General features: G+C 76.8%; 14 protein-coding genes and 1 pseudogene. 12 read left to right on the top strand and 3 right to left on the bottom strand.

The window, feature by feature from the left end; translation table 11 throughout:
* Positions 1–86: 86 nt before the first annotated feature.
* The 3 genes from WAA21_RS15770 (at position 87) to WAA21_RS15760 (ending at position 2447) form a co-directional block, all read left to right on the top strand.
* Positions 87–887, top strand: coding sequence for a GntR family transcriptional regulator (locus tag WAA21_RS15770; protein WP_336923789.1), 801 nt, complete (start codon positions 87–89; stop codon positions 885–887).
* Between the two features lie 140 nt (positions 888–1027).
* Positions 1028–1597 carry a DJ-1/PfpI family protein gene (locus WAA21_RS15765; RefSeq protein ID WP_336923788.1) on the top strand — a complete coding sequence of 190 codons (570 nt, stop codon included), beginning with the start codon at positions 1028–1030 and terminating at the stop codon, positions 1595–1597.
* A gap of 91 nt (positions 1598–1688) precedes the next feature.
* Positions 1689–2447 carry an alpha/beta fold hydrolase gene (locus WAA21_RS15760; protein WP_336923787.1) on the top strand — a complete coding sequence of 253 codons (759 nt, stop codon included), beginning with the start codon at positions 1689–1691 and terminating at the stop codon, positions 2445–2447.
* Between the two features lie 106 nt (positions 2448–2553).
* On the opposite strand, the gene WAA21_RS15755 is transcribed toward WAA21_RS15760, so the two are convergent.
* On the bottom strand, positions 2554–4059 hold the full coding sequence (locus tag WAA21_RS15755) for a dicarboxylate/amino acid:cation symporter (RefSeq protein WP_336923786.1): 1506 nt from the start codon (positions 4057–4059) through the stop codon (positions 2554–2556).
* Positions 4060–4358: 299 nt separating this feature from the next.
* On the opposite strand from WAA21_RS15755, the gene WAA21_RS15750 reads away from it, so the two are divergent.
* From WAA21_RS15750 to WAA21_RS15725, 6 genes are all read left to right on the top strand, one after another.
* Positions 4359–6116, top strand: coding sequence for a histidine kinase N-terminal 7TM domain-containing protein (locus WAA21_RS15750; protein WP_336923785.1), 1758 nt, complete (start codon positions 4359–4361; stop codon positions 6114–6116).
* A 230-nt stretch (positions 6117–6346) separates the two neighbouring features.
* On the top strand, positions 6347–7657 hold the full coding sequence (locus tag WAA21_RS15745; RefSeq protein WP_336923784.1) for an ANTAR domain-containing protein: 1311 nt from the start codon (positions 6347–6349) through the stop codon (positions 7655–7657).
* A 178-nt stretch (positions 7658–7835) separates the two neighbouring features.
* Positions 7836–10016 (top strand): DEAD/DEAH box helicase, encoded by a 2181-nt coding sequence (locus tag WAA21_RS15740; protein ID WP_336923783.1) that lies wholly within the window; start codon positions 7836–7838, stop codon positions 10014–10016.
* 120 nt (positions 10017–10136) lie between these two features.
* A complete protein-coding gene (locus WAA21_RS15735; RefSeq protein ID WP_336923782.1) occupies positions 10137–10868 on the top strand; it encodes a hypothetical protein in 732 nt (243 codons plus the stop codon).
* A 198-nt stretch (positions 10869–11066) separates the two neighbouring features.
* Complete coding sequence (locus WAA21_RS15730) at positions 11067–11813, top strand: response regulator transcription factor (RefSeq protein WP_336923781.1); 747 nt, start codon at positions 11067–11069, stop codon at positions 11811–11813.
* Between the two features lies 1 nt (position 11814).
* Positions 11815–13347 (top strand): sensor histidine kinase, encoded by a 1533-nt coding sequence (locus tag WAA21_RS15725; RefSeq protein ID WP_336923780.1) that lies wholly within the window; start codon positions 11815–11817, stop codon positions 13345–13347.
* A gap of 39 nt (positions 13348–13386) precedes the next feature.
* On the opposite strand, the gene argG is transcribed toward WAA21_RS15725, so the two are convergent.
* Positions 13387–14832: an argininosuccinate synthase gene (gene argG, locus WAA21_RS15720; RefSeq protein WP_336923779.1), complete on the bottom strand. Its 1446-nt coding sequence runs from the start codon at positions 14830–14832 to the stop codon at positions 13387–13389.
* A gap of 42 nt (positions 14833–14874) precedes the next feature.
* Positions 14875–17025, bottom strand: coding sequence for a bifunctional diguanylate cyclase/phosphodiesterase (locus WAA21_RS15715; RefSeq protein WP_336923778.1), 2151 nt, complete (start codon positions 17023–17025; stop codon positions 14875–14877).
* 95 nt (positions 17026–17120) lie between these two features.
* On the opposite strand from WAA21_RS15715, the gene WAA21_RS15710 reads away from it, so the two are divergent.
* From WAA21_RS15710 to WAA21_RS15700, 3 genes and pseudogenes are all read left to right on the top strand, one after another.
* Positions 17121–17738 carry a TetR/AcrR family transcriptional regulator gene (locus tag WAA21_RS15710; RefSeq protein ID WP_336923777.1) on the top strand — a complete coding sequence of 206 codons (618 nt, stop codon included), beginning with the start codon at positions 17121–17123 and terminating at the stop codon, positions 17736–17738.
* A 61-nt stretch (positions 17739–17799) separates the two neighbouring features.
* A complete protein-coding gene (locus WAA21_RS15705) occupies positions 17800–20574 on the top strand; it encodes an MMPL family transporter (RefSeq protein WP_336923776.1) in 2775 nt (924 codons plus the stop codon).
* Positions 20571–22193, top strand: a pseudogene (locus WAA21_RS15700) (YhgE/Pip domain-containing protein); the annotation flags it as partial. The gene WAA21_RS15705 and the pseudogene WAA21_RS15700, both read left to right, overlap by 4 nt.

Below are 22193 nucleotides of genomic sequence, written 5' to 3'. Positions count from 1 at the left end.
GGGCGGTGACCGCTCCGGTCGTTTCCTATACGATCCAGCGGCCAGAGCATGGGGCAGCCCCTGACCGCCTGTCAATAGGCGGGGGCGTGACCGAATTGGAGGACCCCGCGGTGGACATCGACAGGCTGCTCGTCCCCACCGCCGTGCCCGACCTCGCGCCCGCGCCCACCCCGTCCCGTGCGCGCGGCCCGGCCGGCGGCGACCCGAGACCGCGCAAGCGCCTCGCCGACGAGGTGTACGACACGCTGCTCGCGCAGCTGATGTCGCTGCGGATCGTGCCGGGCTCCCGCGTCACCATCGACGCCCTCGCCCGCGAGCTCGGGGTCTCGCAGACGCCGATCCGGGACGCCCTCAACCGGATGGAGGCCGAGGGCCTCGTCGTGCGCGTGCACCACGCCGGCTACCGGATCCCGCCGCAGATCACCCGCTCCCGCTTCGAGGAGATGCTCGAGCTCCGTCTGCTGCTCGAGCCGCCCGCGGCCCGCCGGGCGGCGGAGCGCGCGACGTCGGAGCAGGTCAGGGGCATGCGCGAGGTGCTCGTGGACATGGCGCGGCTCGCCCAGGGCGAGGGGACGCTGGCCTACGGGGCCTTCGGCCGGCGCGACGCGGCCTTCCACGACCTCGTGGCCCTGGGGGCGGGCAACCAGCTGGTGCGGGAGGCGCTCGCGCGCCTGCACACGCACGTGCACCTGTTCCGGCTGCACCACGACACGCAGGCCACCTCGCTCGCCATGGGCGAGCACGAGCAGGTGCTCGCCGCGGTCGCCGGACGCGACCCCGACGGGGCCGCCTACGCCATGCGGCGCCACATCCTGCTGTCGGGCGAGCGCTTCGCCCGGCTGTTCGACGCGGCCGAGGGGACCCCGGCCCCGGACGGCGCGGCCTGAGGGTCCGGCCGACGTCCGGCCGGCCCCGGGCCGGTCGCGGACACGGCCTTGACGCGCGGCGCGAGCCGGGCCACTCTTGCCCTCGCATCCGATCAGATCGGATCGGATCCCGCCCCGAGGACGAGTGCGAGGAGACGCAGGTGCCCAGAGCGCTGCTCCTGACCGGCGACGCCGCCGAGGAGCTCGACACGATGTACCCCTACTACCGCGTGCAGGAGGGCGGCTGGGACGTCGACGTGGCCTCGCGCACCCTGCGCGACGTCCAGCTCGTCATCCACGAGTTCGACCCGAACAGCGACGCCTACGTCGAGAAGAACGGGCGCAAGCTGCCCGTCGACGTGCCGTGGAGCGAGGTCGACCTCGAGCGCTACGACGCCCTCATCATCCCGGGCGGGCGGGCGCCGGAGTGGATCCGCGTCGACGCGGACGTGCGCCGGATCACCGAGCACTTCTTCGCCCGCGACCTGCCCATCGCGCTCATCTGCCACGGCGCGCAGGTCCCCGCCGTGTACGGCCTGCTCAAGGGCCGCCGCACCGCGTGCTTCCCGCCCATCGCGGGCGACATGGAGAACGCCGGCGCGACGGTCGTCGACGCCCCCGACGTCGTCGACCGCAACCTCGTCTCGTGCCGGGGCTGGCCGGACATGCCGCAGTTCGGCCGGGTCCTCATGGAGGTCTTCGACCGCGCGGCCGCGCCCGTCCCGGCGTGAGCACGCAGCCGCCGGCCCGGTGACGGACGTTCGCACGACGTCCGTCGGCTCCCTCCCGGTCCGCCACCTCGACGCAGGCGACGGGCCGGCGGTGCTGCTGCTCCACGGCTCCGGCCCCGGCACGACCGGGGCCGGGTCGTGGGGCACGACGGTCGAGGCCCTCGCGGACCGGTTCCGGCTCGTCGCGCCCGACCAGGCCGGCTTCGGCGGGACGCCGCTGGCCCCGGGGAGCCGGGGCGGCCTCGCGGCGTGGACGGAGTCCGCCGCCGGGCTCATGGCCGCGCTCGGCCTCGACCGGTACGCGGTCGTCGGGCACTCGATGGGAGGCGCCGTGGCGCTGGCCGTCGCCGCCGCGCACCCCGACCGGGTCACGCACGTGGTCGGGGTCTCCGCCATGGGGGCGCCGGGTGCGCCGCTGTCGCCCGACCTCGACGCCCTGTGGGCGGCGCCGCCGGGACCGGAGGGCGCCCGCGACATGCTGCGGCGGCTCGTGCTCGACGACGCCCTGGTCACCGACGAGGCGGTTGCAGCCCGGGCCCGGGCGATGGAGGCGGGGTCCGAGCAGTTCGCCCGCCTGTTCCCCCCGCCGCGGCAGCGCTGGAACGACGACCTCGCGCTCACCCCGGCCGCGCTCGCGGCCGTCCGCGCCCCGGTGCTGCTCGTCAGCGGCGCGCAGGACCGGGTCACCCCGGTGCGCGAGACGGCGCTGCCGCTGCTGGAGGCGCTGCCGGACGCGCGCCTGCACGTGCTCGGTCGCTGCGGGCACGCGCCGGTGGTGGAGCAGCCGACCGAGACCCGGCGGCTGCTCACCGACTTCCTCAGCCGGGCCGGCACGCCGGCCAGGGCGTGACGGGGGGCTCACGAGCCCGGCTGGGGACACGGAGGGGCCCGGACGGGCAGGGGCGCGGGGGCCACCTGCCCGCCCGGGCCCGACGGCCGGGCCCGGACGACGCGTCTCAGACGCGGGCCGGCTCGCCCTCCCGGACGTCGACGGCCGGGTCGCCCTCGTGCCCGCCGGTGCCGGCCGCGCCGACCCGGCCGTCCGGGCCGTCCGGGCCGTCCGGGCTGGTCGCGGCGACCGGCTCGTCGTCCGTGTCGGCGTCGTCGGCGAAGGGGTCCGCCGCGTTCGCGGCGGCGTAGCGCCGCTCGTCGAGCAGGCCCTCACGCTTCGCGACGATCGTCGGGACGAGCGCCTGGCCGGCGACGTTCACCGCCGTACGGCCCATGTCGAGGATCGGGTCGACCGCCAGCAGCAGCCCGACGCCCTCCAGCGGAAGGCCGAGCGTCGACAGGGTGAGCGTCAGCATGACGACGGCCCCGGTGAGTCCCGCGGTGGCCGCCGAGCCGACCACCGACACGAAGGCGATGAGCAGGTAGTCGGTGAGGCCGAGCTCCACGCCGAAGAACTGCGCGACGAAGATCGCGGCGAGCGCCGGGTAGATCGCGGCGCAGCCGTCCATCTTCGTCGTGGCGCCCAGCGGCACCGCGAAGGAGGCGTACGAGCGCGGCACGCCGAGGTTGCGCACCGTCACGCGCTCGGTGACCGGCAGGGTGCCGACGCTGGAGCGGGACACGAAGGCGAGCTGGATGGCGGGCCACGCCCCGGCGAAGTACCGCAGCGGGCTCAGGCCGTGGGCGCGCAGCAGCACGGGGTACAGCACGAGGAGCACGAGGGCGAGCCCCGCGTACACCGCGCCCACGAAGGTGCCGAGCGGGGCGATCGCGTCCCAGCCGTACTGCGCGACGGCGTTGCCCAGCAGGCCGACGGTGCCGATCGGCGAGAGCCGGATGACCCACCACAGCACCTTCTGCACGACCGCGAGCGCCGAGCGGGAGAAGGCGAGGAACGGCTCGGCGGCCGCACCGGTCCGCAGCACCGCGACGCCCACGGCGATCGCGACGACGATGATCTGCAGCACGTTGAAGCTGAGCCCGGTCGACAGCGCGCCGTCGTCCGCCTGGGAGGTCGACGCCTGCAGGCCGAGGACGTTGGCGGGCACGAGGCCGGTGAGGAAGTCCAGCCACGACCCGGTGCTGGACGGCTCGGCCGCCGCGGCCGCGTCGACGCTCGTGGCGCGCCCGGGCTGCGTGAGCAGGCCGAGGCCGATGCCGATGCCGACGGACACCAGCGCGGTGATCGCGAACCACAGCAGGGTCTGGCCCGCGAGCCTCGCGGCGTTGGCGACCTGCCGGAGGTTCGCGATGCTCGCGACGATCGCGAGGAAGACCAGCGGCGGCACGATGGCGCGCAGCAGCGCGACGAACGTGGAGCCGACGGTCGCGAGCAGGGTGGCGAGCCAGTTGTCGGGCGGGCTGCCCGGTCCGAGCTCGCGGGCGACGACGCCGAGCAGGACGCCGACGACGAGCGCCGCGAGGACCTGGGCGGCGAAGGGGAAGCGCGACCGGCGGCGCGCCGGGGCGGTCGGAGCGGCGCCGGACGGCGCGGCGGTGCGTGCGGACATGGGTGTCTCCTGTGCGGGCTGGTCGAGCGGGACGGGTCGTGCAGGACCGGCGGTCCTAGGCGTCCCGACAGCCGCACGTCGTCACGCGGAGCAGGTCCACGTGCAGGCGCTCGCTGAGGTGCCACACGTTGCCCAGGCGCGCGGGCACGGAGGAGGTGGGCACGGAAGCGGCCAACTCGCCCGTCCCGCCGCGCATTCCCGGCCCGGGCGGCGGGACCGGCGCCCCGCGCAGGGCGTCCCCGTGGCGCGCAGGGGTGAATGGGCTACGCGGCGTGCACGGGACACGTCACCATGTGGTCGTGACGGCGCGGTGGGTCGCGGGGCTGCTGGTCGTCGCCGGTGTGGTGCTGGCGGGGCTGGCCCTCTGGGTGGCGCGCCGGCGCGGCGCCCACGCCGGCCGACCGCTGGCGGTCCTGCTCGTCGCGGCGGCGTGGTGGGGGCTCGCCGGAGCGGTCGAGCTCGCGGTCGACGACCCGCAGCGCGTGGTCCTGTGGGGGGACCTCAAGTACGTCGGCATCGTCGTCGTCCCGCCCGCGTGGCTCGTGTTCGTCCTCATGTTCACCGGGCGGCGCGCCTGGGTGACGCGGCGGCGCCTCGCGCTGCTCGCCGTCGAGCCGCTCCTCGTCGTGCTGGTGCTCGCGCTCCCGGGCACGCACGACCTCTTCCGGTACCTGCCGGCCGACGAGGCCGGTGAGGCGTTCCCCGTCGTGGCGACAGGTCCGCTGTTCTGGGTCCACGCCGCCTACGGCTACCTGCTGGTGGTCGTGGCGACGGCGACCTTCGTGCGGGCGCTGCTGCGCGCGAGCCGCGCCTACCGTCCGCTGTCGGTCGCGCTGCTCGTCGCCGCGCTGCTGCCGTGGTCGGCGAACGTCCTGTTCAACCTGCAGGTGGGGCCGTTCGCGCGGCTCGACCTCACGCCGTTCCTCTTCGTCCTCACCGGCGCCGTCCTCGTCGTCGGCCTGTGGCAGGGCCGCCTGCTCGTCCTCGCGCGCGTCGGGCGCGACGTCGTGCTGGACTCGCTGTCCGACGGCGTGCTCGTCGTCGACCCGCTCGGCCGCGTCGTGGAGGCCAACCCCGCCGCCGCGCGCCTCCTGAGCGACGGGGCGTCCCCGGTCGGGACCCTCGTCACCGACCTGCTGCCCCTGCACCCGGCCGCGCTCGTGCGCGTCGAGGGCCCCGCCGGACCGAGGGTCCTGGAGGTGCGCCGGTACCCGCTGCTGGACCGCGCGGGCGCTGACGCCGGCGAGGCGCTGCTGCTGCGCGACGTGACGGAGCGGCTGCTCGCCGAGGCCCGCATCGACCGGCTCCTGCAGGAGCGGACCCGGGTGGCCGCCGCGCTGCAGACCGCGCTGCTGCCGGCGGTCCTGCCGCAGGTGCCGGGGCTCCGCCTCGCGGCCCTGTACCGCCCCGCCGGACACGGGCGCGAGATCGGCGGCGACTTCTACGAGGTGTTCCCGGTGCCGGACGGGCGCTGGTGCGCGGTCCTCGGCGACGTCGCGGGCAAGGGTGCGGAGGCGGCTGCGGTCACCGCACGCGTGCGCTTCACCCTGCGGGCGCTGTCGACCGGCGCCGCGCAGGCCCCGGAGCTCCTCCGCGGCGTCAACGCCGCCCTCACCGCGGTCGGCGACGACGAGCGCTTCTGCACCCTCGCGCACCTGCTCGTGCGCCCGGGCCCGCTCGGCGCCGCGGTCGACGTCGTCCTCGCGGGCCACCTGCAGCCCCTGGTGCGCCGGCGCGACGGCCGCGTGGAGACCGTCGGGGAGCCGGGCACGGCGCTCGGTCTCGTGCCGGACCCGGAGCTGGCGCAGCGGCGGGTCGACCTCGGCGACGGCGAGCTGCTGTGCCTGTTCACCGACGGCCTCGTCGAGGCCCGGGACCCGGGCGGGGCCGAGCTGGGGGCGCAGCGGCTGGCCGAGGCCCTCGCGGGCTGCGACCCGGCCGACCTCGACGCCGTCCCGCCGCTGCTGGAGCGGGTGGCCCGCGAGTGGCACGGCGGGCCGCTCGACGACGACGTGGCCGTGCTCCTGCTGGCCGCCGCACCCGCGCCGGCCGGCTGAGCCGCCCCCACGGCCGGTCGGTCCACGGAGCCGCCGCGGCGCGGTGCCCGCGGCGCGGTCACGCGACGGCGGCGGCGTGCCACGAGCCACCAGCCACCAGCCACCAGCCACGGACGACCTGCGGCGCTGCGCGGGCCGCGCGCCCGCGATCGGGTCCGGCCGTGCGTGCCGGGTCGTGACACGGGTACGGGCGGACAACACGATGGCAGCAGACGACGGGAGGGCGCCGCATGTCGGGCCGCGAGGAGCGCCGCGAACAGCAGCTGATCCGGCTCACGACCGCTGGTCAGGAGACGCTCACGCTGCTCGTCGACCCCGCGGACGGGGACGTCGTCTACGAGGAGCTGCGCGCCGCGGTCGACGAGCCGGCGGGGCGGGGCCGCACGGCCGCGGAGCTGTCCTCGGACCGGGCGGGGCCCCGGTCGTGGGTCGAGAGGCTGACGGCGGGCCTGCCCCTCCCCGCGGTCGTGACGGACGCCGGCGGCCGGGTCGTGGAGGCGAACGCCCGCTCCTCGGCGCTGCTCGCCGTGCCGCTGCACCGGCTGCTCGGCGCCCCGATGGGCGCCTTCGTGTCGCCGGCCGACCAGGATCGCCTCGTCCGCTCCCCGCGGCGTCGGGACGCCGACACCCGGCGCCAGGAGGTGCGGCTCCGCAGCCGCGACGGCGAGGAGCACCGGGCGACCCTCGTCGGCCTGCCCGAGCGGGGGGCGGGCGAGCAGCGGACCCGCTGGTTCCTCCTGACCCACGACGCTGCGACCGCCCACCCGGAGCGCGCGCTCGCCGTCGCCGAGGCGGTCGCGCACACGGCCGCCCTGTCGCAGGCGTACCCGACCGGACGGACGCGCGCCGTCCTGCGATCGGCCGTGTCGTTCGTGACGCCGGTCGTGCCGGGCGCCGCGGGCAGCGGCCTCACGCTCGGCGACCCCGCTGCCCCCCGGCTGCAGCTGGGCGACAGCGAGTTCAGCCAGCGTGTCGACGGCCTCGAGGTCCTCCGCCTCGAGGGGCCGTGCGTGGAGGCCTACCGTCACGGCGCACCGGTGCTGTCCGGCGACGTCCGCCGCGACGGTCGTTGGCCTGTCCTCGCCGCCAGGGCCCCCGGTGTCGGACTGGTAGGTGTCGTGGCGACCCCGGTCCTCGTGCACGAGCGTGTCGTCGGGGTCCTGAACGTGTACGGGCAGGCCGGCGCGGCGGTCGGCGCGGAGTCCGTGTGCACGGCCCAGGTGCTCGCAGGTGCCCTGGGTGCCCTGCTCGGCGTGCTGCACGAGCGGACCGAGCTGGAGGAGACCGGCGAGCAGCTGCGCGAGGCGCTTCGGTCCCGGCCGGTCATCGACCAGGCCAAGGGGATCGTCATGGGGCACGACGTGTGCGACGCCGAGCAGGCCTTCCGTCGCCTCGTGCGGCACAGCCGCGACCACAACGTCAAGGTGCGCGACCTCGCGGCGCGGCTCGTGGCCGACCCGGTCCGCGTGCTGGAGCTGGGCCCTCCGGTCCCCGCCGGCCGGGGCCGCACGCGCCGACTGCGCAACGGGCTCGCCACGTAGCCGACGTCGCCTACGGCGCACCCCGCGGGCGCCTACACTGGCCGAGGCGCACCGGCCGGGACCGCCTGCCCAGGCGATGACCCGGTCCGTGCGCCGCAGTCGGAGGGGACGGCAACGGCCGTCCCCGGGCTGCCCGCCGCGGCGGGCGGCGGTGCGGTGCACCGGAGGAGTTGACGAGTTGGCCGGACGAGCCCAGCAGCCCCAGCGCGGCGGCGCGCGCGGCGGGACGGCCGTGCGCGAGCGCCGCCGGGACCGCGACCAGGAGGGGATCATCCCCCAGCTGGCCAAGGCGGTCCGCGAGGTCGAGGGCGCCGCGCGGCGCGGGCGGCTACGCCCCTCGGCGCGGACGACGTTCCAGGTCGTCGCGCTGCTCGTCCGCGAGGAGCGGGCGAGGGTCAAGGCCGACACCGAGCTCGGCGAGGCCTGGCGGACCGAGCAGCTGAAGCGCCTCGACGGGGTCGCGACGATCCTGGCGAAGACCGCGGCGCTCGACACCTCCGTCATCCAGCTGCTCGGCGACGACGCCGAGGTGAGCGAGGACGCCCGCATCCAGCGCCGCGAGATGTACGAGGCGGCCGGGCTGCAGGCGACGCCCCTGCCCGGCGACCGGCGGGGCGACCGGCGCACCGACCGCCGCCCGGAGCGGCCGGGTGCCGACGGCGCCGAGGAGCCCCAGGAGCGTCGCACGGTCCCGCCGTCGGTCGTCGCGCGCCAGCTCGCCAACCCCTTCCTGCTGCCGGACCACGAGGCCGCGGAGCGCCGGCGTCCGGTGCTCGGGCGCCTCAGCAGCTGGGAGCTGCTCGAGCCGCTGTTCCGGGCCTTCGAGGAGGGCGGCGGGTCCTCGTGCATGGAGCTGCCGGAGCCGGCGCCCGTCGCGCTGCCGGACTCCCTGGAGCTCATGCCGCACCAGGCCCGCGTCGTCGCCGCGGCGCGCGCCGGGCACCGCGAGTTCCTGCTCGCCGACGAGCCGGGCCTCGGCAAGACCGCCCAGGCGCTGCTCGCGGCGCAGGCTGCCGACGCGTACCCGCTGCTCGCGGTGGTCCCCAACGTCGTCAAGACGAGCTGGGCCCGGGAGGCACGGCTGTGGACGCCGCAGCGGCAGGTCACCGTCGTCCACGGTGACGGGGAGGACGTCGACGGCTTCGCCGACGTCGTCGTCGTCAACTACGACATCCTCGACCGGCACGTCGACTGGCTCGCCGACCTCGGGCTGCGCGGCATCGTGGTCGACGAGGCGCACTTCATCAAGAACAAGGGCTCGCAGCGCTCGCGCAACGTGCTGCACCTCGCCGACCGCGTGCGCGCCCGCATCATGCGCCCCCTCGTGATGGCGCTGACGGGCACGCCCCTCATCAACGACATCGAGGACTTCCAGGCCATCTGGGAGCTGCTCGGCTGGATCGACGAGGAGCGTCCCCTCGGCCCGCTCATGCGGGCGCTGGAGGAGACCGGCCTGACACCGGCCGACCGGGCCTTCTACCCGGCCGCGCGGCAGGCGGTCGTCGACCTCGGCATCGTGCGTCGGCGCAAGGTCGACGTCGCGGCCGACATCCCCGCCCGCCGCGTCGCCGACCTGCCCGTGGAGCTGGACGACGAGGCGAGCCGCGACATCCGCGCCGCGGAGCGGCGGCTCGCGCGCCGGCTCGTGCGCCGCTACGACGCCGCGCTGCTCGCGCGCCTCGGCGAGGGCGCGGACGTCGCGCGGCTGCCCGCCGACACCGCGCTCGTGCGGCAGGTCGCCGAGTGGGAGCGCGAGGGCGGCGAGGAGGCGGCGGGGGAGAACGTCTTCGCCCTCATGCGCCGGATCGGCCGGGCCAAGTCGGGGCTGGCCGCGGACTACGCCGCGCAGCTGTCGCACAACGTCGGCAAGGTCGTGTTCTTCGCGAAGCACGTCGACGTCATGGACGCCGCGGAGGAGACCTTCGCGCGGCGCGGCATCCGCTACGCCTCGGTGCGCGGGGACCAGACGCGGACCGCGCGCCAGGAGAACGTCGACGCGTTCGTGCAGGACCCCGAGGTCGCCGTGGCGGTCTGCTCGCTGACCGCGGCCGGGGTCGGCCTCAACCTGCAGGTCGCCTCCGACGTGGTCCTCGCCGAGCTGTCGTGGACCGCGGCCGAGCAGACGCAGGCGATCGACCGCGTCCACCGCATCGGGCAGGACCGGCCGGTCACCGCGTGGCGCGTCATCGCCTCGCAGACCGTCGACACGCGGGTCGCCGAGCTCATCGACAGCAAGGCCGGTCTCGCGGCCCGGGCCCTCGACGGGTCCGACGACGAGGTGACCGGGGCCGTGGACGTCCAGCTGGAGGCCCTCGTCGACCTGCTGTCGCGCGAGCTCGCCGAGCGCGCCGCGGCCTAGCCGCCGGGCGGCGAACGGGTCACAGCGGGGCCCTGTGCCCACCACAGGGTCCTGACAGGCACCGCGTCGAACCTCGGGTCACGAGCGGGACGGTCCCGCCTCGCAGACCAGGAGGTCGTCATGTCCCGTCGCACCACCACCATCGCCGTCGTCGGGGTCACCGGCGCGGTGGCCGCCGCCCTGCTCGGGGTGGGGGCCGCGGCCGCCACGACGGCCACCGACGAGGAGGGCGCCACCGGCTCGGTCGCCGACCGCGTCGCCGAGCGCGTGGAGGCCATCGCGGACGCGCTGAGCGGCCTCGTCGACGACGGCACCATCGACGCCGAGCAGGCCGACGCGGTCGCCGAGACGCTCGCGGACGCCGACGCCCTGCACGGACCCGGGCCGGGCGGGCACGGCCCGGGCGGTCACGGCGGACCCGGCGGGTTCGGCGGACCCGGCGGGCTCGGGCCGGGTGGCCGGCTGCTCGCCCTCGACACTGCCGCCGACACGCTCGGCCTCACCGTGCCCGAGCTGTGGACGGCCCTGCAGGCGGACGGCGCCACGCTCGCCGGCGTCGCGGCCGAGCAGGGCGTCGAGCGGCAGGAGCTCGTCGACGCGCTCGTCGCCCACGCCGAGGAGCGGCTCGCGGAGGAGGTCGACGAGGGCGACCTCACGCAGGAGCGCGCCGACGCCCTCGCCGAGGAGATCAGCACGCGCGTCGACGAGCTCCTCGACGCCGAGCTGCCCGACCGCGGCCCGGGCCGGTTCGGCGGCTTGGGCGACATGCCCGAGGCCAGCACCGACGGCAGCACCGACGGCAGCACCGACGGCAGCACCGACGGCAGCACGACGAGCACGCTCGACGTCTGACCGGCTTCCCCGGCGTGGCGGCGCGCCCGCCACGCCGGGGCCCCGTCCGTCCGCGTCCGTGTCGAGGGGCGGGGCGTCCGTCTGCGTTCGTGTCGACGGACGCGGCGTCCGTCTGCGTTCCTGTCGACGTGCGTGTCGCACAGCCGGCTCACAGGCAACCGACCCCCGTCGCACAGCGGGGACGAGCATGCTGGGCGCATGACGTCCCCCGCCCGGGCAGCCGCGCCCGCCCCGCTGCAGCGGCCGGACGGCTCGCCCGTCCGGGTCCTCGTGGTCGACGACGAGCGGTCGCTGACCGAGCTGCTCGCCATGGCCCTGCGCTACGAGGGCTGGGAGGTGCGGACCGCGGACGCGGGCGTCCCCGCCGTCCGCACGGCCAGGGAGTTCCGCCCCGACGCCGTCGTGCTCGACGTCATGCTGCCGGACATCGACGGGCTGGAGGTGCTGCGGCGGCTGCGGGGCAGCGGTGACGACGTGCCCGTCCTGTTCCTCACGGCCAAGGACGCAGTCGAGGACCGCGTCGTGGGGCTGACGGCCGGCGGCGACGACTACGTCACCAAGCCCTTCAGCCTCGAGGAGGTGGTGGCCCGCCTGCGGGGCCTCGTCCGGCGCAGCGGGGCCGCGTCGGCGAAGGCCGACGCGCGGCTCGTGGTCGGCGACCTCGTGCTCGACGAGGACTCGCACGAGGTGACGCGCGCAGGCGACGAGCTGACGCTCACCGCGACGGAGTTCGAGCTGCTGCGCTTCCTCATGCGCAACCCGCGCCGGGTGCTGAGCAAGGCGCAGATCCTCGACCGCGTGTGGCACTACGACTTCGGCGGCCAGGCGAACGTCGTCGAGCTGTACGTGTCGTACCTGCGCAAGAAGGTCGACGCCGGCCGGGCGCCGATGATCCACACGCTGCGCGGCGCCGGGTACGTGCTCAAGCCCGCTGCGGCCGGGTGAGGTGACCGCGCCCACGGGCGGGGCGGTGCGCCCGCGCCGGCTCACCCTGCGGCGTCGGCTCCTGCTCACCCTCGTGGCCGTCACCGCCGTCGTGTCCCTGACCGTCGGGGCCGTGAGCGTCGCCCTCCTGCAGGCCTTCCTCGTCGGCCGCCTCGACGACCAGCTCGCCGCCGCCGTGCAGCGGGCGAGCACCGCCCGCGAGCTCGGACCGCCGCGGTCCGGCCCGGGCGCCGACGACGCCGACGAGCAGGGGAGACCGGGCCCCGGGCCCGGTGGCCCGGGCTTCCTCCTGGTCCCCGGGCAGGCGGAGGGGACGCTCGGGGCCGAGGTCGACGACGGCGAGGTCACCGCGGCGGCCGTCCTGGACGGCCGCGGCCGCGCCCGCGGGCTGCCCGAGCCGGCCGGGAAGGTGGTGGCCGCCGTCGAGCCGGGCGCGCCGCCCCGCACCGTGCTGCTGCGGGGGCTCGGTCGCTACCGCGTGGTGGCGACGACGACCCCGGACGGCAGCACGCTCGTCACCGGTCTGCCGCTGGCCGCGGTCAGGGGCACCTCGTCCAGCCTGCTGCTCATCAGCGTGACGGCGACCGCGGTCGGGGTCCTCGTCGTGGTCGTCCTCGGCGGCGCCGTCCTGCACCGGGCGCTGCGGCCGCTGCGGGAGGTGACCCGCACCGCCACGCGCGTGCGAGCGCTGGACCTCGCCAACGGCGAGGTCGCCGTGCCCGACCGGGTGCCCGGGCACGTCGCGGCGACCGACGACGAGGTGGGCGAGGTCGCCTCCGCCCTCAACCGGCTGCTCGACCACGTGGAGGCGGCGCTGGGGGAGCGGCACCGCAGCGAGACGCGGATGCGCCGGCTCGTGGCCGACGCCAGCCACGAGCTCCGGACGCCGCTGGCGTCCATCCGCGGCTACGCCGAGCTGGTCCGCCGCCGTCCCGAGCCCGTCGCCGACGACGTCGCCGCGGCGATGGCCCGGGTCGAGTCCGAGGCGCGCCGGATGGGGGTGCTCGTCGACGACCTGCTGCTGCTCGCCCGGCTCGACTCCGGCCGCCCGCTCGCGCGCGAGCCCGTCGACCTCGTCCCGCTCGTCGTGAGCGCGGTCTCCGACGCCCACGCCGCCTCGCCCGCGCACCGCTGGCTCCTCGACCTCGACGCTGCCGGCGACGAGCCGGTCGTGGTGACCGGCGACGAGGCCCGGCTGCAGCAGGTCGTCGCCAACCTGCTCGGCAACGCCCGCGTCCACACCCCGCCCGGGACCACCGTCAGGTCGTCGCTCGCACGCGAGGCGGGCGAGGCGGTCCTCGTCGTGGCCGACGACGGCCCCGGGGTGCCCGAGGAGCTGCGGGCGACGGTCTTCGAGCGCTTCACGCGCGCGGACAGCTCCCGGTCCCGCGAGTCCGGCAGCACCGGCCTCGGCCTGTCGATCGTCGCGGCCGTCGTCGGGGCGCACGGCGGGACCGTGGAGTGCCCGCGGCGCGGGCACGGCGCGGCCTTCGTCGTGCGGCTCCCGCTCGCGGCCCCGGAGGCGGCGCGCTGAGGTCCAGGCGGTGCGCCGCGGGCGCCGAGGGGGCGCGCGTCAGTCGGTGCCGGCCTCCATCGCCGCCCGGTCGAGCAGGGCGTCGCCCTCGCTCACCCGGCCGCGCGAGGCGATGGCCTCGGCGCCGCCGGACTCCAGGTCGCCGATGAGCGAGCCGGGGCCCGCCGAGGCGCCGATGAGGGCGGCGTGGCCGTCGCCGACCATGCCGAGGGAGGCGTACTGCTCGAGGCGGGCGCGGGAGTCGGCGATGTCGAGGTTGCGCATCGTCAGCTGCCCGATCCGGTCGACCGGGCCGAACGCCGAGTCGACGGTCCGCTCCATCGACAGCTTGTCGGGGTGGTAGCTGAAGGCCGGTCCCTGGGTGTCGAGCACCGAGTAGTCCTCGCCGCGGCGCAGCCGCAGCGTCACCGAGCCGGTGACGGCCGTGCCGACCCAGCGCTGCAGCGACTCGCGGAGCATGAGCGCCTGCGGGTCCAGCCAGCGGCCCTCGTACAGCAGCCGGCCGAGCCGGCGGCCCTCGGAGTGGTACGTGGCGAGGGTGTCCTCGTTGTGGACGGCGTTGACGAGCCGCTCGTAGGCCGCGTGCAGGAGCGCCATGCCGGGCGCCTCGTAGATGCCCCGGCTCTTCGCTTCGATGATGCGGTTCTCGATCTGGTCGGACATGCCGAGCCCGTGCCGGCCGCCGACCGCGTTGGCCGCGAGCACGAGGTCGACGGGGGAGTCGAAGTGCTGCCCGTCGATGGCGACGGGACGGCCCTGCTCGAAGGTGACGGTCACGTCCTCCGGGTCGACGTCGACCGCGGGGTCCCAGAACCGCACGCCCATGATCGGCTCGACGAGCTCGATGCCGTTGTCGAGGTGCTCGAGCGCCTTCGCCTCGTGGGTGGCGCCCCAGATGTTGGCGTCGGTCGAGTACGCCTTCTCGGTGCTCGCCCGGTACGGCAGGTCGCGGGCCTGCAGCCACTGCGACATCTCGGTGCGCCCGCCGAGCTCGTGGACGAAGGCCGGGTCGAGCCACGGCTTGTAGATGCGCAGCGACGGGTTCGCGAGCAGGCCGTAGCGGTAGAACCGCTCGATGTCGTTGCCCTTGTACGTGCTGCCGTCACCCCAGACCTGCACGTCGTCGGCGAGCATCGCCCGGACCAGGAGCGTCCCGGTCACGGCCCGGCCGAGCGGCGTGGTGTTGAAGTACGGCCGGCCGCCGGAGCGGATGTGGAAGGCACCGCAGGTCAGCGCGGCGAGACCCTCCTCGACGAGGGCCTCGCGGCAGTCGACCAGGCGCGCGACCTCGGCGCCGTAGTCGTGCGCGCGGGTCGGGACCGAGGCGATGTCCGGCTCGTCGGCCTGGCCGAGGTCGGCGGTGTACGTGCACGGCACCGCGCCCTTCTCCCGCATCCACGCCACGGCGACGGACGTGTCGAGACCACCGGAGAACGCGATGCCGACCCGCTCGCCGACGGGCAGCTGCATGAGGACCTTGGACACGACGCGAGTCTTGCATGACTATGCAGAGTCATGCAAAACGCTTCATGACGGGCTGAGGGAGCCCGGCCGCGCGACGTGCGGCAGGTCGGCGTCGGCGCACCAGGCCGGGCGCGGCCGGCCGAGCAGGAACCCCTGGACGAGGTCGACCCCGAGCGCCCGGAGCACGTCGAGGTCGGCCTCGGTCTCCACCCCCTCGGCGCACACGCGCGCGCCGTCGGAGCGCGCGAGCTGCAGCAGGGCGCGGACGAGGCCCTCCCGGGCCGGGTCGGTGCCGCAGCCGGTGACGACGCCGCGGTCCAGCGTGATGAGGTCGGGCCGGATCGCGAGGACGCGCGCGAGGTCGCCCGCGCCCGCACCGAGGTCGTCGACGGCCACGCGTGCGCCCCGCTCGCGCAGCGCCCGGACCGCGTCGGCGTGCACGGCCCAGTCCGGCACCCGGTGGTCCTCGCCCAGCTCGACGACGACGTCGTCGAGGCGCGCGGGCAGCCCGGACCAGAAGCGCTCGCTCGCCAGCGCCGCGCCGGACACGTTGACGTGCAGCGCCGTGCCGGGCGGTCGCCCGGGCAGGGTGAGGGCGCGACCGACGGTCTCGAGCTCGAGCAGGTCGCCGAAGCCCTCGGCCCACGCGGCCTCGAACACGCCCGTCACGTCGCCGGAGTGGGGGAAGCGCGCGAGCGCCTCGTGCGCCACGACCGCCCCCGTCGCCAGGTCGACGACCGGCTGCACGGCCACCGCCACGTGGTCGACCCAGGTGGGCAGCAGGCGGGCGGAGCTCTCGCCGTGCACCGCGACGCGGTCGCGTCCCCGCCGCTTGGCCTGGTACAGCGCCTGGTCGGCGGCGGCGACGGCGGCGCCGGGCTCGGTGCCCGGCTGCCAGCGGGCGACGCCGGCGGAGAAGGTCTGCCCGTGCGGGGTGAGCGCGCGCAGCCGGTCGACGGCGTGCCGCGCGGCCACAAGGTCCGACCCCGGCAGCAGGACCGCGAACTCCTCCCCGCCGTAGCGGGCGAGCAGCCGGCCCTCGCCGAGGCCCGCCGTCCACGCGGTCGCGGCCTCGCGCAGGAGCTCGTCGCCCCGCTGGTGCCCGTGGGTGTCGTTCCAGCGCTTGAAGTGGTCGACGTCGAGCATCGCCACGCACAGCGGCTCGCCGGACGCGTCGGCGTCGTGCACCGCCCGGGACAGCTCGAGGTCCCACGTGCGCCGGTTCGGCGTGCCCGTGAGCGGGTCGAGCCGCGCGACCGCGGCCAGCTGGACCGCCTGCACCCGCACCTGGTCCAGCAGCCCGGCCATGCGGACGAGCACGAGCAGCGACAGCACGATGGCGCCGACGCCGATCGTCGCCCACGCGACGTCGCCGTCCTGCACCCCGTCGGCCACGAGGGTGGCCCCCGGCAGGCTGAGCGCGGCCGCGAGCATCGCCAGGCGTACCCGGCCGGGCGCCTGCTCGCGGTCCGGCGGCCGCTCGGTGAGCACGCGCATGTCCCGGCTCAGCGCGGCGCCGGCGATGAGCACGTAGCCGGCCAGCCAGCCGAGGTCCATCCAGCGGTTGACGTCGGTGTAGCCCGTCGACACCGCGGCGACGTTCCACGCCGCGTCGGTCACGAGCGTCACCCCGAGGGAGGCGACCAGCAGCCGGAAGGACAGCGTGCGGGCGCCCGGTGTGGTGGCGAGCCGCGCGAGCATCGCGAGCAGGAACAGGTCCCCGGCGGGGTAGGCGGACGACACGAGCTTGCCGAGCAGGCTCGCGGTCGTGTCGGTGGCCGCCGGCACGACGACGAAGGCGACCGTGGGCACGGCGACGCCGATGGTGACGATCGCGGCGTCGAGCAGGGCGGTGCCGTCGCGGCGCTGCCGGCGCGAGCGCACGAGCTGCAGGGCGCCGAGCGCGAGCAGGCCGTAGCCGGACAGGTAGAGCACGTCGGACCAGGCCGGCCAGTAGCCGAGCCGCCACACCTCCGTCTCCAGGACGAACAGCAGGTCGCCCGCGACCCAGGCGGAGTACCCCGCGAGCAGCAGGGTCCACGGCAGCACCCGGACCGGGCGCCGCAGCGCCAGCCCGGTCCAGCCGACGAGGAGGGAGCCGACGGCCAGGGCGGGGTAGGCGACGTCGGAGGCCCGGCCGTCCACGGGCAGGAAGGGGTACCCGAGGACGCCGAGGGCGACGGCGCCGAGCAGGACGCCGAGAACACGGTCCACCTCCTACGGGTCGGCACGCGTGACGGCGGGCCGGAGCGGGCGACCGGGTGACGCGTTTGACCGGGCGGACCAGAACGGTCCACCATCGGACCACCATGGTCATGCACACGACCTCGCCGGTCGTCTCCCGTCGCGCCCCCGTCCGCCCGTCCCCGGAGCAGATCGACGCCGCCATCCTCGACACGGCGGCGGAGGTCTTCGCCCGGCACGGCTTCGCGGGCACCTCCGTGCAGCAGGTCGCGGACGCCGTCGGCTACTCCAAGACGGGCCTGCTGCGGCGGTTCCCGTCCAAGCAGGCGCTGTACGACGCGGCCGTCGAGCACGTGACGACCGAGGTCCGCGCCCTCCGCGGCCGGCTCGAGGGGCAGGGCCCGGCCCGCCGGCGCGGCTTCCTCGCCTCCGCGGCGGCCGCGGCCTTCGCCCGGCCCGGAGTCGTCCTGCTCATGATCGAGGCGCTGCAGGAGGGCGCGGACCTGCCGCACGCCGACCGCCTCGACGCCCTCGCCCACGACCTGCTCGCCGCGCTCACCGAGGACCTCGCCGAGCCGCACGACCGGCTGCGGGCCGTGATGGCCCTGCAGCTGGTCGCCAACACGGCGCTGCTCACCCTCGAGCCGCAGGCGCCGCTCGGCGACCTGCCGCCCGCCCAGGTCCAGGAGCTCGCCGTCGAGGCCGCCGTCGCGGTCCTCGGGGCGGGCCCCGCGCCCGCCTGAGACCCCCCCGACCCTTCCGTCCCGCCGCCCCGTACGCCCCGACACCGCACGAGGACCGCTCATGTCGTCGCACCTGTACTCCTTCGGGCGCCTCGCCCACCGCCGCTGGCGCCTCGTCCTGCTCGTGTGGGCGCTCGTCGTCGGGCTGGTCGGCACGGCCGCGCTCACGCTGTCGCAGGGGACGACGACCTCGTTCTCGATCCCCGGCACGGAGTCCCAGCGCGCGCTGGACCGGCTCGACGCCACGTTCCCGCAGGTGTCGGGCGCGTCCGTGCAGTACGTCGCGCGGGCCGCGGGCGGTGACGTGAGCGACCCGGCCGTGCTCGACGCGGTCGCGGGGGTCGTGGCCGACCTCGAGGACCTCGGCGGCGTCGCCGCGGTCGCCACCCCACTGGACGGGACCGGCGGGCTGGGCGAGGACGCCCAGGTGTCCGCCGACGGCGACACGCTGCTGCTGAGCGCCCAGCTGGAGGTGGGCGGCGACCAGGTCACCACCGAGCTGCAGGACGAGCTGCTCGCGGTCGGCGAGCGCGGCAGCGACGGCGCCGTCACGTGGACCGTCGGCGGCGACGCGTTCGGCGCGGGCACGCCGGCGCTGGGGGCCACCGAGCTCGTCGGGGTCGCCGTCGCCCTGCTCGTGCTCACGCTCACCCTCGGCAGCCTGCTCGCCGCCGGCATGCCGATCCTCACGGCGCTCGTCGGCGTCGGGGTGTCCATGGCCGCGGTCTTCGCGGCCACCGCCGTCGTCGACCTGTCGGCGACCGCGCCGATGCTCGCCGTCATGATCGGCATCGCGGTCGGCATCGACTACGCGCTGTTCGTCCTCGCGCGCCACCGCGACCAGCTCGCCGAGGGCATGGACCCGGAGGAGTCCGCCGGCAGGGCCGTCGCCACCGCCGGCTCGGCCGTCGTCTTCGCCGGCCTCACCGTCATGATCGCGCTGGCCGGGCTCGCGGTCGCGCGCATCCCCTTCCTCACCGTGATGGGCGTCGCGGCGGCGCTCACCGTCGGCGTCGCGGTGGTCGTCGCCCTCACGCTGCTCCCCGCGGTCATGGGCATGCTGGGGCGCCGGCTCGTGCCGCGGGCGCCCCGTGCGCGCCGCGGCGGGGCGGCGCGGCGGCCCCGCACCACCGTGTGGCAGCGGTGGGTCCGGGTCGTCACCGCGCGCCCGCTCGTCACCGTCGTCCTCCTCACCGCCGGCCTGCTCGTGGCCGCGGTGCCGGCGCTCGACCTCCGCCTCGCGCTGCCCGACGCCGGCAGCGCCGCGCAGGGGACCCCCGCCCGGGAGACGTACGACCTGCTCGCCGACGAGTTCGGCCCCGGCTTCTCCGGCCCGCTCGTCGTGACCGGGGACATCGTCGCGAGCACGGACCCCCTCGGCCTCGTCGAGGCCGTCGCCGACGACCTCGAGGCGCTCGACGGCGTCGAGGCCGTGCCCGTCGCCACGCCCAACGCGGGCGCCGACACGATGGTCGTGCAGGTCGTGCCGGAGGGGGGACCGAGCTCGGACGCCACGCGCCGGCTCGTGCAGGACATCCGCGACCTGCGCCCGCAGATCGAGGCGGAGCACGGCGTCGAGATCGCCGTGACGGGCGCGACCGCCGTCGCCATCGACATCTCCGACCTGCTGCTGCGCGCGCTGCTGCCCTTCGTGCTGCTCGTGGTCGGGCTGTCGCTCGTGCTGCTCGCGATGGTCTTCCGCTCGGTGTGGGTGCCGGTCAAGGCCGCCCTCGGCTACCTGCTGTCGATCGGGGCCGCCCTCGGCGCCGTGGTCGCGGTGTACCAGTGGGGCTGGCTCGAGGGCCCGCTGCACACCGTGTCGACCGGTCCCGTCATCAGCTTCATGCCGATCCTGCTGCTCGGCATCCTCTTCGGCCTCGCGATGGACTACGAGGTGTTCCTCGTCTCGCGGATGCGCGAGCACCACGTCCACGGCGAGGACGCCCGGACCGCGGTCCGGACCGGATTCGCCTCGGCCGCGAAGGTCGTCGCCGCGGCCGCCGTCATCATGTTCGCCGTCTTCGCGGCCTTCGTGCCCGAGGGCGACGCGACCCTGCAGCCCATCGCGCTCGGTCTCGCGGTCGGGGTCTTCGTCGACGCCTTCGTCGTGCGCATGTCCCTCGTGCCGGCCGTCATGACGCTGCTCGGCGAGCGCGCGTGGTACCTGCCCCGCTGGCTGGACCGGGCGCTGCCGTCCTTCGACGTCGAGGGCGAGGGCATCGCGCACCAGCTCCGCCTCGCGGACTGGCCGGGGCCCGACGCGGGCCCCGGCGTGCACGCCCGCGGCCTCGAGGTCCGCGACGGCGAGCGCGTGCTGCTCGGCCCCGTGGACCTGGCCGTCGACCCGGGCGGGCTGCTGCTCGTCGAGGGCGGCGAGCGGGTCGCCCGCACCGCGCTCGCCATGGCCCTCACCGGCCGCACCCGCCCCGACGGCGGGGACGTCAAGGTCGCCGGCGCGGTCCTGCCGCAGCAGTCGGCCGCCGCCCGCCGCCGCACGGCGCTGCTCCGGGCGGTCGAGCACCGCGACGGCCACGCGCTGCTCGGCGCCGTCGACGCCGCCCTCGCCTCGCGCCGGCCCCCGGTGGTCGTCGTGGTGGAGAACCTCGAGCGCCTCGCCGACCCGCGCGAGCGCCAGCTCGTCCTCGACCGCCTCGGCGTGGCCGCCGCCGGCGGCACGGCCGTCGTCGTGACGGCCGGCCGGGAGGCCGCCGCCGCGCTGCGGCTGCCGGTGCACGCGCCCACCACGACGGTCTCGCTCGACCGCCCCGACACCCCCGCCGACCCCCGCCACGCCGCCGCCCCCGTGGCCGCGCTGCCCGCTGGAGACCCCGCATGAGCCACCCCGACACCCCGGCCGGCGCGCACGTCGCGCGTCCCCGCCGACGCACCCGCCTGCTGCGCCTCCTCGGCCTCGCCCTGGTGCCGGCCGTCGTCGCCGGCGGCCTCACGTGGGGCCTGTACGACCCGGTCGGCCGGCTGGACCGGATCGAGGCGGCCGTGGTCAACCTCGACGAGCCCGTGACGGTCGACGGGCAGTACACGCCGCTCGGCCGGCAGGTCGTGGCCGCCCTCACCGCCGGGGTCGGGGTCGACGGCGAGCCGCTCGACCTCGCCGCGACCGGCACGAACCTCACGTGGGTGCTCACCGACACCGACGGCGCCGAGGCCGGCCTCGCGAGCGGGCGCTGGGCCGCCGTGGCCACGATCCCCGAGGACTTCTCGGCCGCGGCCACCAGCGTCGGCTCGGACGACCCCGACGAGGCCCGCCGGGCCGTCATCGACCTGCAGACCGCCGAGGAGGGCCCGGTCGCCGACAGCGCGCTCGCCGGGCTCGTGGGCGACGTCGTCGCCGCCGCGCTCGCCGAGGAGCTGTCGAGCACGGTCGTGGAGAACGTCTACCTCGGCCTCGACACCCTCGGCGGCGCGCTGACGGAGGCCGCCGACGGCGCGGGGCAGCTCGGCGACGGGACGGAACAGCTCGCCGACGGCCTCTCGCAGACCGACGACGGGGCCCGGCAGCTCGCCGACGGCGTCGAGCAGCTCGCCGACGGCACCGAGGAGCTCGCCGGCGGGACGGGTCGGCTCGCCGACGGCGCGGGTGCGAGCGCCGACGGCGCCCGGCAGCTCGCCGACGGCACGCAGCAGCTCGCGGACGGCTCGCAGGAGCTCGCGGGCGGGACGGGTCGGCTCGCCGACGGCGCGGGTGCGAGCGCCGACGGCGCCCGGCAGCTCGCCGACGGCACGCAGCAGCTCGCGGACGGCTCGCAGGAGCTCGCGGGCGGGACGGGTCGGCTCGCCGACGGCGCGGGTGCGAGCGCCGACGGCGCCCGGCAGCTCGCCGACGGGACGCAGCGGCTCGCGGCCGGTGCGGCCACGCTGCCGCGGGACACGCGCGCCCTCGCGGACGGTGCCGACCAGGTGGCCGACGGCACCGAGGAGCTCGCCGGGCGCCTCGGGCAGCTGGCGGACGGCGTCGACGAGGCGGCCACCGGCGCGGCCGGCCTGCCCGGCGGGACCGGGGCGCTCGCCGACGGCGCCGCCCAGGTCGCCGACGGCGCGACCGAGGTGGACGCGGGCCTGCGCGAGCTCAACGCGAACCTCGGGCGGCTCGACGCCGGCCTGGCCGGTGCGCTCGAGCAGTGCGGCCTCGACCCGGCCGCCGACTGCTCCGACCTCGCCGACCTCGCCACCCTCGCCACGGGCGTCGCCGCCGGCTACGACCGGCTCGCCGAGGAGGGCACCGCGCCGCTCGCGGCCGGGGCCGCCGACCTGTCCGACGGTGCGGCCGAGCTCGCCACCCGCGTGCAGCCGCTGCCGGGTGGGCTGCGGGACGCCGCCGACGGCGCCGCCGCGGCCGCCGACGGGACGCAGGAGCTGGCCGCCGGCGCCCGCCGCGTCGCCGACGGCCTCCACCCGCTCGCCCACCGGCTGCCGGCCCTCCCCCCCGCCCTCGGC

The organism is Aquipuribacter sp. SD81, assembly GCF_037153975.1.
Lineage (GTDB): Bacteria > Actinomycetota > Actinomycetes > Actinomycetales > JBBAYJ01 > Aquipuribacter.
Note: the sequence above shows the minus strand (reverse complement) of the source record. Positions and strands in the feature narration are given on the sequence as shown.

Bases quoted from the DNA above. Each gene is read 5' to 3' on its own strand.
- WAA21_RS15730 (WP_336923781.1), top strand. From the start codon at position 11,067: ATGACGTCCCCCGCCCGGGCAGCCGCGCCCGCCCCGCTGCAGCGGCCG.
- WAA21_RS15735 (WP_336923782.1), top strand. From the start codon at position 10,137: ATGTCCCGTCGCACCACCACCATCGCCGTCGTCGGGGTCACCGGCGCG.
- WAA21_RS15710 (WP_336923777.1), top strand. From the start codon at position 17,121: ATGGTCATGCACACGACCTCGCCGGTCGTCTCCCGTCGCGCCCCCGTC.
- WAA21_RS15755 (WP_336923786.1), bottom strand. From the start codon at position 4,059: ATGTCCGCACGCACCGCCGCGCCGTCCGGCGCCGCTCCGACCGCCCCG.
- WAA21_RS15705 (WP_336923776.1), top strand. From the start codon at position 17,800: ATGTCGTCGCACCTGTACTCCTTCGGGCGCCTCGCCCACCGCCGCTGG.
- WAA21_RS15745 (WP_336923784.1), top strand. From the start codon at position 6,347: ATGTCGGGCCGCGAGGAGCGCCGCGAACAGCAGCTGATCCGGCTCACG.